This is a genomic window from Actinacidiphila alni (assembly GCF_900112845.1).
Classification (GTDB): domain Bacteria; phylum Actinomycetota; class Actinomycetes; order Streptomycetales; family Streptomycetaceae; genus Actinacidiphila; species Actinacidiphila alni.
This window is the reverse complement of record NZ_FONG01000014.1, coordinates 185,062-197,572: the sequence shown is the minus strand read 5'-3', so window position 1 is coordinate 197,572 and position 12,511 is coordinate 185,062. Positions and strand designations below refer to the sequence as shown.

Here is a 12,511-nt window from a genome sequence, read left to right as displayed (position 1 = left end):
TCGCTGTCGCTAGACTGGTCCCATGTCACCGACCCCGCAGCAGCGGCGCGCAGCCCGGCACCGGCTCGGCACCGGCCAGGGCGACGCGCCCCCGGCCCGCCGCGGCCCGTCCGGCGGGCGCAAGAAGCCGATCACGGTCGACGCGATCATCACCGCGGCCTTCGGCATCGTCGAGGCGGAGGGCTACGAGGCACTGACGATGCGGCGCGTCGCGACGGCCCTGGAGACCGGGCCGTCCTCGCTCTACGCGCACGTGGTCAACAAGGAGGATCTGGACGAGCTGCTGATCGGCCGGCTGTGCGCCGGGATCGAGCTGCCCGAGCCGGACCCGGAGCGCTGGCGGGAGCAGATCGTCGGCGTCTGCGCGCAACTGCGCGACCAGTACCTGCGCTACCCGGGCATCTCCCGGGCCGCCTTCGCCGCCGCCTCCTCCAACCTGGACACGCTGCGGGTCGGCGAGGGCATGCTCGCCATCCTGCTCGCGGGCGGCATCGAACCGCAGGCCGCCGCCTGGGCGATCGACTCCCTCGCGCTGTACGTCAACGCCTACACCCTGGAACTGTCGGTCGCCGACACCCGCCTCGGCCGTACCGGCGGCGACGACTGGGTGGTCAGCCGCGAGGAGTTGCTGCGCCGTTTCGCCGCGCTCCCGGACTCCTTCCCGCAGTCCAAGCGCTACGCCGCCGAGCTGACCGCGGGCACCCTGCACGACCGGTTCGACTTCACCCTCGGCCTGATGATTGACGGCCTCCCGCGGCCCCGCTGAGTCCTACGTTCCCGGAACCTCGTCCAGCAGCGCCAGCGACGCCCGTACGCCGAGACCGGTCCGCGCCCCGTACAGCGCGGTCGCGCCCAGCAGCAGGGGTACGGCGACGAGCGGGACGACGCCGGGGACGGCGGCGGCCCGGTCGGCCGGCAGCCACAGGCAGAGCGCCAGCTCGGCGCCGGCCGTGGCGAGCAGCACCGCCGCCCACAGCGCGGCCAGGGTGCGCAGGCAGCGGCGGAAGGGCCCGCCGGCCGCCCAGACCCGGTCCCACAGCGGCCGGTTCTCGGGGCGGCCCTGGGTGAGCAGCGGCCGGAAGAGGTAGAAGGTGACGGGCCTGCCCCAGCGGCAGGAGACGGCCGTGACCAGCCCGGCGGCCAGCGGCCAGACCACGTCCTTGAGCGCCATCACGCGCGGGTCGCCGCTGATCAGGGTCAGCAGCGCGCCGACGACGAAGGCGGCGAGCACCGCCGCGCCGAGCCCGTCGAGCCGTCGGCGGCCGGCCAGCCGTACCGCCTGCCGGGGCAGGCAGCCCGCACCGGCCAGCAGCGCGGCGGTCATCGTGCCGGCCCCGACGGCGTGCGCGGCGCCGTACACCGCGACCGGCGCGACCAGGTCCCCCACGAGCAGCCCGACGAGCTGCCGCGCCCGCGGCCCGCCGGCACCGCCAGGGTCACCCGTGCCGCCCGCGCCGTCAGCGCCGCCCGAGCCGTCAGCGCAGCCCGGATCACCCGCGCTGCCCGAGCCGTCGGCGCCGACCGCGCCGACCGCGCCGCCGGTGCCGTTGAGTCCGCTCGCGCCGCCCAAGTCGTCGGCGCCGTCCTCCGGAGCGCCGCCCGGGTTCGCCGGACCCGGCGCACCGGCCGTGACCGGGGCCACCTCCGCCGGTGTCATTCCGGGCCCCCGTCGCCCGTGTCGTGCGGCCGGCGCGCCGCGCGTGCCCGGTCCAGGTACGCGACCAGGTCCGGCCAGTCGGCGCTGTCCCACTCGTGGGCGTGTTCGCGGCCGCGCGCCAGCCACATCGAGCGGGCGGCGCCGGCCGCTTCCGCGTCCTGGCCGCGCAGCAGGGCGCCGAGTTCGTCGAGGCGGTCCACGATGCGGCGCACCGCCGGGTCGGTGACGGGCGTGCCGCCGCGCATCTCGTCCTGCGCCTCCGCGTAGAGGGCGGGCATCTCGACCGCCACCGCGTGCTCGGCGACGACGCCGAGGTCGGTCATCCGCCGCCGCAGCTCCTCGATCCGGGCCGCCGGCAGGTGGTCCCGCAGCTCCTGCGTGTCCTGCGTCAGCCGGATGATCTCCAGGAAGCCGTCGCCGTCCGCGGCCCGCTCGCGCGCGGTGAGCAACTGGCGGCGCAGCCGCACCGCCGCCTTGATCTGCCGGTCCACCTGGGCGAGTTGCTCCTCGATCACCTCGCGGACCCCGGCGTGTCCGTCGAGCAGCGTCGCGGTCTGCTCCAGCGAGAGTCCGAGCCGGCGCACGGCCGTCACCTGGTACAGCCGTACGAGGTCGGCCTCCGTGTACAGCCGGTGTCCGCCCGTGGTCCGCCCGGACGGCCTGACCAGCCCGATCTCGTCGTAGTGGTGCAGTGCCCGCACGGTGAGACCGGTCGCCGCGGCGACCTCGCCCACCTTTCGTCCTGTGCTCGTCCCCGTCATGCCGTCACTGTGGCACCTCACGCAACGTGAGGTTCAAGCCCCGGACGCGCGGACGGCTATACGTACGTGCCGAGGCCGTCGGCCAGCAGCGCGAAGGCGTGTTCCGCGTCGGCGACGGCGGCCGGGTGGCGGTCGGCGGCGGCGCGCCCGCCGAGCAGGGCGTCGAAGTTGTCCATCGCCAGCAGCCAGTGGGTGCGGACCACATGGGCGGCGGCGAGCCTGGCGGTCAGCTCGGGGACGTCGGCGGTCTCGTGGAGCGCCGCCGCGAGGGCCTGCTCGGCGCCGTCCTGGAAGGTGACGGCGCGGGTGCGCAGCGCGGGCGTCTCCATGATCATGCGGGTCAGCGCGAGGATCTGCGGCAGGTCGTTGAGGCCGGTGACCGGGTCGCGGTCGCGCAGCCCGGCCAGGAAGTGGTCGCGCAGCGCGGCGAGCGGCCGGACGCCCGGGGGGCGGGAGCGTACGACGCGGGCCGGTTCGCTCTCGTGGTCGGCGAAGCGGTGGACGACCAGGTCCTCCTTGGCGGGGAAGTACGCGAAGACGGTCCGCTTGGACACCTCGGCGGCCTCCGCGACCTGCGCCACCGACACCTGGTCGAAGCCGTGCTCCAGGAAGAGCGCGATGGCCGCGTCCGAGATGGCGGCGTGCGTCCGTGCCTTCTTGCGCTCCCGCAGCCCTGCCATGCCGTCACCGTACCAACACCGCACTCGGAATATTTCTGCACTCGGTGTAGATTTGCACTCGGTCGAGAAACTGTGGACGTGATGAGGACGAAGAAGGGGAGGAACGATGACCGAGGTGATCGTCGTGGGCGCCGGGCCCACCGGGCTGACGCTGGCGTGCGAGCTGGCGCTCGCCGGGATCGGCACCCTGGTGGTGGAGCGGCTGCCGGAGCGGGTCGAGCAGACCAAGGGCGGCACACTCCAGCCGCGTACGCAGGAACTCCTCGAAGCGCGCGGCCTGTTGGCGCCCATGCGGGCCCGCTCACTGGCCCGCACCCCGGACGGCGGGCACTTCGCGATGCTGCCGGTGCCGCTGGACGGCACGGCCTGGGACACCGCCCACCCCTGTCCGCTGGCGGTCGCGCAGGGCGAGATCGAGGCGGTGCTGGAGGAGCGGGCGCTCGCGCTCGGCGTCACCCTGCTGCGCGGCGCCGCCGTGACGGCGGTCGAGCAGGACGCGGACGGCGTGACGGTGACGACGGCGGACGGCCGCCGGATCACCGCCCGCCACCTCGTGGCCTGCGACGGCGGGCACAGCACGGTCAGGAAGCTGCTCGGCGCCGCCTTCCCCGGCCGGGCCGGGACGTACACGGCGGTGCTCGCCGACGTACGGCTGTCGTCCGTGTCGGACCTGGTGCCCCGCGCGATCGGCCACATCAGCACCCTCACCCGCGAGGCCGGCGACCACTGGGTGATGCTGGTGCCGGTCGGCGGCGACCGCTACCGCTTCACCGGCGGCGTCGCGCACCCGGAAGCGCTCCAGGAAAAGGACGCGCCCGTCACCTTCGAGGAGATCGCGGGCCCGCTGCGCGCCGTCTACGGCGAGCAGACCGTCCTGGCCGCCGTGGACCACGCCTCCCGATTCGGCGACGCCACCCGCCAGGTCGAGCAGTATCGGATCGGCCGGGTCTTCCTCGCGGGCGACGCCGCCCACATCCACCCGCCCTTCGGCGGCCAGGGCCTCAACCTCGGCATGCAGGACGCCTTCAACCTCGGCTGGAAACTCGCCGCCGTGCTGCGCGGCAAGGCACCGGAGGCGCTGCTGGACACGTATCACGCCGAGCGGCACCCGGCCGGGGCGTGGGTCCTGCACATCACACAGGCGCAGCGCGTCCTCGCCGACCCCAGACCCACGCCCGACGTGCTCGAACTGCGCGAGGTCGTCACGGACCTGCTGCGGCAGCCGGACGCCAACCGCCGTATGGCGGGCCTGATGTCGGGCCTCGCGCACTCCTACACCGGCGCCGGCACCGCGCCCGGCGCGCACCCGCTGGTCGGGCGGCGGGTCGCCGGTCTCGACCCGGCGCTCTTCGCGACCGGCAGGGCCGTACTGGCCGACCTCGCGGGCATCCTCCCGGCCGGCCTCGGCGCCACGCGCGCGGCGCCGGTGCCGGGGCTGCCCGGCCTCGGCGCCGTACTCGTCCGCCCGGACGGCTACGCGGCCTGGGCGGCGGACACCGGTTCCGGTGCCGCCGCCCCCGACCTGGACGCCCTCGCCGCCGAGGCTTGTTCTTCCCTTGTGTGACGGGACGGTCCCCGGGGGTCCGGAAGCGCGTCCACGTCCGGTGTGGAGGCGGCGGCTTCACACCGGGCTGCGGCCCCTGCCCACACTTCCGCGGCTCCGCGCCCCTGAAGGGGCGCCCCTCGGCGGGGAACCGGCCAAAGGCGGCGCGGGGCCACGTAGCCTGATGACAGGATTTTCGTGCAGGGAATTCGGGCAGGGAACTGGCCAGGGAGGCACGGGTGGGTTCCGACAGCGCGGGCACGGGCCCCGGCGAAGTCGAAGTGCTGCTTGCCGCCGCGCCCGCGTCGCCCGGCCTGCGGGCCGACCATGCCCGGCTCGCGCTCCTCGACGAGGCGACAGAACGCATCGGCACCACCCTCGATCCGGCCACCACCTGCGGGGAGTTGGCCCGCTTCGTCGTGCCGCGATTCGCCGGCCGGGCGGCGGTGGAGATCCTGCCGTCCGATGCGGTACCGGCGGGCCTCACACTGGGCGCGGGACCGCCGCGGACGCGGCGCGTGGCCGTACGGGCGGACCCCGCGCCGTACGACGGCGCCGACGACGACAACGGCCATGTGCCGGACGGAGCGTGGATACGGCACCTGCCGGGCTGCCCGACCGGCCGCTGCCTCACCGGCGGCCGGGCCGTCACGGACACCCGGGCCGCCGCGGACTGGCCGTGCGAGGGCGGCGGCGCGCCGCGGCTGGTGGTGCCGCTGCGGGCCCGGGGGCAGCTGATCGGCGCGCTGTCCCTGCACCGTTCGGCCGAGCACGGCCCCTTCACGGCCGCCGACACCGCCCTCGTGCAGGCGGTCGCGGACCGGGCGTCCCGCGGCATCGACAACGCGCGGCGGCACGCGCTCGCGCGGGACCTCACGATGGAATTGCAGCGGGCGCTGCTCGCCGAGCCGGGCAGCCCGCACGCCAATCTCGAACTCGCCTCCCGCTACCTGCCGTTGGGCTCGTCCGCGATGGTCGGCGGCGACTGGTTCGAGGCGATCAGGCTGTCCTTCGGGCGGACGCTGCTCGTCATCGGCGACGTGATGGGCCACGGCCTGGACGCGGCCGTCGACATGAACGCGTACCGCTCGATGCTGCGGTACGTCGCCGGGACCGAGCTGCCGCCGCACCGGATACTGCGGCAGCTCGACCGTGTCACCGCCCTCAGCGACGCGACGCGTCCCGCGACGTGCCTGCTCGCGCTCGTCGATCCCGTACGGCACCGGGTCACGCTGGCCGCGGCCGGGCACCTGCCGCCGGCCCTGCTCGGGCCGGCCGGGCCCGCCCGGCCGCTGGACGTGCCGACCGGGCCGCCGCTCGGGACCGGGCTCGGCGACTACCGGGCGGTCGTGCACCGCCTCGACCCCGGTCAGGTGCTGCTGCTCTACACCGACGGGCTCGTCGAGCGGCGCGGCGAGGACATCGACACGTCGCTGGCCCGGCTCACCCGGCTCCGCCGGGGCCTGTCCGAGGAGTCCCTCGACGATCTCCTCGACCATGTCCTGGCCACCGTCCCCCCGGCGTCCCCCGACGACGACATCGCCCTCCTGGCGGCCCGCACCTGACCCCTCCCGCGGAGTGCGGTTTCCCCTTCGGGGGCGGTGGCTGATGTCTCCTGCGGAGTGCGGGAGTCATGTTTTTAGGGGCGCGGGGAACTGCGCGAGCAACCCACCACCGGGCCGGTGGTCGCGAGACAAACAGCGTCTGCCCCGCTGGGGGCGGTTTTTTTGTCTGAAGGCGCGCTGCGGCTGGGCGCGCAGTTCCCCGCGCCCCTATCGGGCACCCACTTCCGTCAGCGCAGCGCCGCGTCCCCGCGCCCCTGAGGGTTACCGTCCTCCGCAGGAGGCATCACGCGCCGCCCCCCCCGGAGGGGCACCGCACTCCGCAGGAGTCAGGTCGGGAGGACGCAGACCGGGGTGGGGGCCGAGAAGGGGGCCCCGGTAGGGGCGAGGGCGCCGGTGGAGGCGTCGCGGTGGAAGACCGTGACGGAACCGCCGTTCTGGTTGGCGGCGAAGAGCAGTGCCCCGTCCGCGCCGAAGGCGATGTCGCGGGGATAGGCACCGCCGGTGGCCACCGCGTCGACCAGGGTCAGAGTGCCCCCGTCGTCGGAGACGCCGAAGCGGGCGACGCTGTTGTGCCCGCGGTTGGAGACGTACACGAAAGCGCCGTCGGGCGAGACGACGACCTCGGCCGGGTAGTTGCGCTCACCCGGCGTGGAGCCGGAAGGCACCGTCGGCTGCGGCGCGCCCGGCGTGACCGTACCGCTGTCCTGGTCGTAGCCGCAGACGATGACGGAGTCGCCCAACTCGTTGGCGAGGTAGGCGAATCGGCCCGACGGGTGGAAGGCGAGATGGCGCGGCCCGGAGCCGGGCGTGACCGCGGCCCGGGAGACGGCGGCGAGTTTTCCGGTCGCCGTGTCCAGCCGGTAGGTGTAGACGGAGTCGGTGCCGAGGTCGACGGCGAGCACGTACCGGCCCGCAGGATCGCTCAGCACCATGTGGGCGTGCGGGCCGCCCTGCCGGTCGGGGTCGGGCCCCGAGCCGGTGTGCTGGACGAGGTCGGTGCGCGGCAGCAGTCCGCCGTCCGCGCCGACCGGGTGCACCGCGACGCTGCCGGAGTCGTAGTTGGCGCTCAGCACATGGCCGCCGTCGGGCGTCACCGACAGATGGCACGGGCCCGAGCCGCCCGTGGGCTGCGTCCCCAGGACGGTCGGCGCGCCGTCGCCGGCCGGCAGCGCGATCGCGGTCACCGCGCCGTCGGACTGCTCGTCCACCGCGTAGAGGCGGTTGCCGGAGACCGCGAGCCAGGACGGGTTCGCCACCCCGGCCAGCGTCCCGCCGCCGGTGATCGCGCCGGTCGCCGGATCGTATGCAGCCAGCCCGATGCCCTGCGCCGCGCTCGTGGTGTACGTGCCCAGATAGAGCGGGCGCGGCCCGTCGGCGGGGCTCGGCGTCGCGGTCGTGGACGGCTGCGGCGCGGCCGCCTCCGGCGTACGGCTCCCGGCGGCGCCGCCGTCCCCGCCGCCGGCCGCCGCGGCGGCGACGCCCGCGGTCACGGCCGCGACGACCCCGCCGACACCGGCCGCGAGCACGGCCCGGCGCCCTGGACCCCGCGTGTCCCGTTCACCCATCGCTCCTCCTCCGACGCGTCCGCACCAGCCGTTCCGCCCACGATGGCCTGGACCAATGGCGACCGCAAGACCCCCGAAGCCCCTCGCGGGGCGCTCCACGCGTCTCCCGCGCGACGCCCGTCACTTCTCCCGCAGCCGCAACCGGAAGAACATCTGTCATTCGTGCGGGAAGGGTGAGTGAATTTTGTATTTCTTGTGTGCTGAGGCGCGGATTTTGCCACTACATTCGCGGATACAGAGAGGCATCACGCGCTTATCGGGGCAAAGCGCGCAATACCACGTGGGTGGGGGTTCAGGGCACGTGTCAGGATTTTTCGACCAAGTCTGGTCATGGATAGTCACCGCGACAGCGGAGACCTCATGGCGTGAGGTGATGCCGCTGGGCATCGCGGGTCTGTTCGTGTGGGCGCTGTGGGCCTACCGCGCCGTCCTCTCCCGCTTCGCGAGACCCGTCGTCAACGACTTCCGCACCTCCGTCTCCGTCGTGGTGCCCGCCTACCGCGAGGACCCGGACATCCTGCTGGACTGCCTGGAGACCTGGCTCGCGCAGGACCCCGACGAGATCGTGATCGTCCCGGACGTCGAGGACACCGAGGTCATCCGCCGGCTGTCGCTCGTGGAGGACCCGCGGGTGCGGGTGCTGGCCTTCGAGCACCGCGGCAAGCGGTCCGCGCTCGGCGTCGGCATCCGCGCCGCGACCGGCGAGGTCGTCGTCCTGGTGGACTCCGACACCCGCTGGGAGCCGGGCCTGCTGGCCGCCGTGCAGATGCCGTTCATCGACCCGGAGGTCGGCGGCGTCGGCACCCAGCAGAACGTCTACCAGCGCAGGACCAGCGTCTGGCGACGCGTCGCGGACTGGCTGGTGAACCTGCGCTACTACGACTACGTGCCCGCCATGGGCCGGGCCGGCGCCGTCGCGTGCCTGTCGGGGCGGACCGCCGCCTACCGCAGGGCCGCGATCGTGCCGGTGCTCGACAATCTGGAGAACGAATTCTTCCTCGGCCGCCGCTGCGTGGCCGGCGACGACGGACGGCTCACCTGGCTGGTGCTGGCGTCCGGCTACAAGACGGTGCACCAGTCGTCGGCCCGCGCGCTGTCGATGTTCCCGTCCTCCTTCCGCGCCTTCGTCAAGCAGCGGGTGCGCTGGAGCCGCAATTCGTACCGCTGCTATCTGACGGCGGTCTACAAGGGCTGGATCTGGCGGGTGCCGCTGGTCACCAAGATCACCGTGCTGCAGATCCTGGTCACCCCGGTGACGATGGGCATGGCGCTGAGCTATCTGCTCTTCTCCCGGCTCGAACACACCGGCCGGGGCATCGCGTTGGTGCTGATCTGGCTGCTGGTCGGCCGCGGCATCCGCGGCTACTCGCACCTGCGCAGGCACCCGCAGGAGATCCTGCTGCTGCCGCTGCTCGCCCTCGTGGTGATCATGATCTCGCTGCCGATCAAGCTCTACGCCTTCCTGACCATGAACAAGCAGGGCTGGCTGACCCGCACCAGCGACAGCGTCGGCGGCGAGGGCCAGAACGCGGCCTCGCTCACCGGCACCGGCCCCTCGCTCGCCGACAGCACCCGCGCCGCCGCTGCCGCCGCCGACCGGGCGGGGGCACTGTGAACAACCGCCCGATACGCAACCGTCCCGCACGGGCCCGGCTGACGCGCGCCGCGGCCGTACTCCCGCTGCTCGCCCTCGCGTTGACCGCCGTGACGGCGGCGACCGCCGGCACCGCCACCGCCGCGCCCGCCGACGGCAAGGGCAAGGACGACCAGCAGATCACCGCCGAGGACTCCGAGAACGAGGCGGCACTGGTCGCCGCCGAGGACCACCGGCTCGACCAGGTCCGCGCGGTCGCCTCCGTCGCCGCCCTCAAGGGCAAGCGCTGGACCGAGCCGTACCGCCTGGACACCGGCAGCGGCTACACGCTCGTGCTGACCCAGCGCAGCAAGCCGTACGGCGTCGCCGACCTGATCAAGCTGGCGCCGCAGACCTTCGTCCGCAAGCACGACGGCTCGTACCTGCTGACCGAGAACATCTACGTGGACGCCGGCGCCAAGCTCAATCTGTCCAGCCCCGGCGGCCTCACCCTCCGAATGGCCAGCAACAACAAGGGATTTGTGTCGATCGTGTCCTTCGGCGGCCGGCTGACGCTGGCCGGCACCCCGCAGGCGCCGATGCGGATCAGCAGCCTGGACACCCGCACCAACAGGACCGACACCGACGTACGCGACGGCCGCGCGTACATCCGGGCGGTCGGCGGGCAGTTCTCGATGACGTACGCGCAGGTGTCCGACCTCGGTTTCTGGAGCGGGCGGACCGGCGGCCTCAGCCTCACCGGCACCGACCGGCCCGACACCAGCAACATCGAGGGCCCGGACGCCGCCGCGACCTCGCCGTCCGGCGCCGACGCGACCTCGCCGTCCAGCGGTGGCGTCATCGCCGAACCCGCGGGCCCGCTCACCACGCCCGACAGCCGCTTCTCGGTGCCTACGCTGTCCTACGTGTCCGCCGAGATCAGCGACTCCACCATCTCCGGGAATCTGTACGGGTTGTTCGTCTCCGGCGCCAACGGCGTCAACGTCAGCAAGACCCAGGTGCACGACAGCATCGAGGACGGCGTCGTGATGCACCGCGGCGTCACCAACGCGGTGCTCGACCGTACGGTCTCGCGGGACAACGGCGGTGACGGCTTCGTGCTCTCCCGCGCCACGGAACAGGTCCGCGTCACCGGCTCCACGTCCCTGGACAACGGCGGCAACGGCTTCACGCTCAGCGGCCGTCCGCTCGCCTCCGGACCGTCCGCGTCCGGTGAGCCGATCAGCAGCTACGGCTCCAACTCGGTCTCCGACAGCACCGCCAAGGGCAACGGCCGCTACGGCATCGAGATCTACGGCGGCGCCGACGTCGGCGTGCAGAACAACCAGGTCGACGGCGGCGACATGGGCATCGTCGCCCGCACCGACGCGACGAAGGTCTCGATCACCGGCAATCACCTCACCGGCCAGAAGCGGCAGGGGATTTCGGTCCGCGACGGCGTCTCGGACGCGACCGTGACCGGCAATGTCGTGGAGGGCGCCGACACCGGCATCTACGTCCGCGACTCGCAGGCCGAGGTGCGCGGCAACACCGTCCAGGACGTCACCGACCACGGCATCTCGCTCGTCGGCGACATCGCCAAGTCCACGGTGTCGTACAACGTGGTGGCGGGCGTCGGCCCGAGCGCGGTGGACACCAGCCGGGCGCACGGCCGCACCACGATCAAGAAGAACCAGACCTTCGCCTGGCACGACACCAGCGCCTTCTGGATCAAATTCCGGCACTACGCCAGCCCGATGACGCTGCTGTGGACGACGCTTCTGCTGATCATCCTGTTCTCCGCGCTGCTCGGCGCCCGGCGCAGCAGCCGCCGCGGCAACCGGGTGCTCGGCACCCACCCCTACGCCGACAAGGCGCCGCTGGCGGGCGCGGCCCACGAGGTCACCGCGCCGTCGGCGACGGGCAACGGGCGGCACCGGGTGCCGGTGATGACCGAATGACGAACCGAATGACGGCCCGGAGGACATCCCGGAGTACGTACGCGGGCACCTCGCTCGTCGCGGCCGTCCTCCTCGCGGGCGCGCTCGCGGGCTGCGGCGGCGGGGGTTCCGACCACGGCTCCAAGGGGGCCGGGCACCACCACGGCAAGGACAAGGAGACGGCGGGCGCGGCGAGTTCGGTCCCGCGGCCGCCCTCGCCCTCGTCCACCGCGACGGAATCCGCCGACCCCACCGGTACGGCGGTGCCGCCGGTCTCCTCCGCGCGCGTCGACTGCCCCGCCGCGACGGTGACGGTCGGCGACGCCGCCTCGCTGAAGTCCGCGCTCGCGCGGGCCGCGCCCGGCACCAGCATCAAGCTGGCCGACGGCACCTACGACGGCCGTTTCACCGCGAAGACCCCCGGCACCGCGGACCGGCCGGTGTTCCTGTGCGGCGGCCCCGGCGCGGTGCTCGACGCGGGCGGCATCAAGGGCGGTTACGGCTTCCACCTGGACGGCGCCAGCTACTGGCGGCTGGTCGGCTTCACCGTGACCAACGGGCAGAAGGGCGTGGTCGCCGACAAGGTGCGCGGCTCCGTCATCCAGGGACTGACAGTCCGTCACATCGGTGACGAGGCCATCCACCTGCGGGACTTCAGCTCCGACAACGTCGTACGCGACAACACCATCAGCGACACCGGTCGGCGTCGGGACAAATTCGGCGAGGGCGTCTACATCGGCTCCGCCAAGTCCAACTGGTGCACCAACAGCGACTGCGAGCCCGACGCGAGCGACCGCAACGCGGTGATCGGCAACCGGATCAGCGCCACCACCGCCGAGGCCGTGGACATCAAGGAGGGCACCACCGGCGGTGTCCTCAGCGGCAACACCTTCGACGGCGCCCGGCTCAGCGGCTCCAACAACGACTCCTGGGTGGACGTCAAGGGCAACGGCTGGCTGATCGAGAACAACACCGGCACCCACTCCACGGAGGACGGCTTCCAGACCCACGAGATCCTCAAGGGCTGGGGCACCGGCAACACCTTCAAGGGCAATGTCGCCCGGGTGGACGGGCCCGGCTGGGGCTTCCACCTCACCTCCGACGGCAACACCGTGGCCTGCGACAACAAGGTGTCCGACGCGGCGAAGGGCCTGGCCAACGTGGCCTGCGCGTCCTGAACCCCGTTCCCTGTCACGCCTGTCGAGGCCATTTCCCACCACACGTGTG

General features: G+C 73.3%; 10 protein-coding genes. 6 read left to right on the top strand and 4 right to left on the bottom strand.

Annotated elements, in window-relative coordinates:
- Positions 1 to 22: 22 nt before the first annotated feature.
- Positions 23 to 766: a TetR/AcrR family transcriptional regulator gene (locus BM076_RS23260; protein WP_093715606.1), complete on the top strand. Its 744-nt coding sequence runs from the start codon at positions 23 to 25 to the stop codon at positions 764 to 766.
- Between the two features lie 3 nt (positions 767 to 769).
- Here BM076_RS23260 and BM076_RS23255 read toward each other — a convergent pair whose 3' ends face one another.
- From BM076_RS23255 to BM076_RS23245, 3 genes are read right to left on the bottom strand one after another with little or no spacing between them, the layout of a single operon-like run.
- Positions 770 to 1,657, bottom strand: coding sequence for a VC0807 family protein (locus tag BM076_RS23255; protein WP_093715605.1), 888 nt, complete (start codon positions 1,655 to 1,657; stop codon positions 770 to 772).
- On the bottom strand, positions 1,654 to 2,418 hold the full coding sequence (locus BM076_RS36765) for a MerR family transcriptional regulator (RefSeq protein WP_093715604.1): 765 nt from the start codon (positions 2,416 to 2,418) through the stop codon (positions 1,654 to 1,656). Before BM076_RS36765 ends, BM076_RS23255 begins: the two co-directional genes overlap by 4 nt.
- Positions 2,419 to 2,474: 56 nt before the next feature.
- Complete coding sequence (locus BM076_RS23245; RefSeq protein WP_093715603.1) at positions 2,475 to 3,098, bottom strand: TetR family transcriptional regulator; 624 nt, start codon at positions 3,096 to 3,098, stop codon at positions 2,475 to 2,477.
- Between the two features lie 106 nt (positions 3,099 to 3,204).
- Between BM076_RS23245 and BM076_RS23240 the strand changes: the two genes are divergently transcribed.
- The gene (locus BM076_RS23240) at positions 3,205 to 4,662 is read left to right on the top strand and encodes an FAD-dependent monooxygenase (protein WP_093715602.1); all 1,458 of its coding nucleotides are present in this window, start codon (positions 3,205 to 3,207) and stop codon (positions 4,660 to 4,662) included.
- Between the two features lie 218 nt (positions 4,663 to 4,880).
- The gene (locus BM076_RS23235; protein ID WP_245796241.1) at positions 4,881 to 6,206 is read left to right on the top strand and encodes a PP2C family protein-serine/threonine phosphatase; all 1,326 of its coding nucleotides are present in this window, start codon (positions 4,881 to 4,883) and stop codon (positions 6,204 to 6,206) included.
- A gap of 326 nt (positions 6,207 to 6,532) precedes the next feature.
- On the opposite strand, the gene BM076_RS23230 is transcribed toward BM076_RS23235, so the two are convergent.
- Positions 6,533 to 7,771 (bottom strand): lactonase family protein, encoded by a 1,239-nt coding sequence (locus BM076_RS23230; RefSeq protein ID WP_093715601.1) that lies wholly within the window; start codon positions 7,769 to 7,771, stop codon positions 6,533 to 6,535.
- Between the two features lie 373 nt (positions 7,772 to 8,144).
- Between BM076_RS23230 and BM076_RS23225 the strand changes: the two genes are divergently transcribed.
- The 3 genes from BM076_RS23225 to BM076_RS23215 are packed head-to-tail and all read left to right on the top strand — an operon-like array spanning position 8,145 to position 12,462.
- On the top strand, positions 8,145 to 9,386 hold the full coding sequence (locus BM076_RS23225) for a glycosyltransferase family 2 protein (protein ID WP_245796240.1): 1,242 nt from the start codon (positions 8,145 to 8,147) through the stop codon (positions 9,384 to 9,386).
- The gene (locus BM076_RS23220) at positions 9,383 to 11,305 is read left to right on the top strand and encodes a right-handed parallel beta-helix repeat-containing protein (RefSeq protein ID WP_245796239.1); all 1,923 of its coding nucleotides are present in this window, start codon (positions 9,383 to 9,385) and stop codon (positions 11,303 to 11,305) included. The genes BM076_RS23225 and BM076_RS23220 overlap by 4 nt, the downstream gene beginning before the upstream one ends.
- Positions 11,302 to 12,462, top strand: a complete 1,161-nt coding sequence (locus BM076_RS23215; protein WP_093715599.1) for a right-handed parallel beta-helix repeat-containing protein — start codon at positions 11,302 to 11,304, stop codon at positions 12,460 to 12,462. The genes BM076_RS23220 and BM076_RS23215 overlap by 4 nt, the downstream gene beginning before the upstream one ends.
- Positions 12,463 to 12,511 lie beyond the last annotated feature (49 nt).

What these genes read in the sequence shown, in the direction of transcription:
- BM076_RS23245 (WP_093715603.1), bottom strand. Translation starts at nt 3,098, where the DNA reads ATGGCAGGGCTGCGGGAGCGCAAGAAGGCACGGACGCACGCCGCCATC.
- BM076_RS23215 (WP_093715599.1), top strand. Translation starts at nt 11,302, where the DNA reads ATGACGAACCGAATGACGGCCCGGAGGACATCCCGGAGTACGTACGCG.
- BM076_RS23240 (WP_093715602.1), top strand. Translation starts at nt 3,205, where the DNA reads ATGACCGAGGTGATCGTCGTGGGCGCCGGGCCCACCGGGCTGACGCTG.
- BM076_RS23225 (WP_245796240.1), top strand. Translation starts at nt 8,145, where the DNA reads ATGCCGCTGGGCATCGCGGGTCTGTTCGTGTGGGCGCTGTGGGCCTAC.
- BM076_RS36765 (WP_093715604.1), bottom strand. Translation starts at nt 2,418, where the DNA reads ATGACGGGGACGAGCACAGGACGAAAGGTGGGCGAGGTCGCCGCGGCG.
- BM076_RS23255 (WP_093715605.1), bottom strand. Translation starts at nt 1,657, where the DNA reads ATGACACCGGCGGAGGTGGCCCCGGTCACGGCCGGTGCGCCGGGTCCG.
- BM076_RS23260 (WP_093715606.1), top strand. Translation starts at nt 23, where the DNA reads ATGTCACCGACCCCGCAGCAGCGGCGCGCAGCCCGGCACCGGCTCGGC.
- BM076_RS23230 (WP_093715601.1), bottom strand. Translation starts at nt 7,771, where the DNA reads ATGGGTGAACGGGACACGCGGGGTCCAGGGCGCCGGGCCGTGCTCGCG.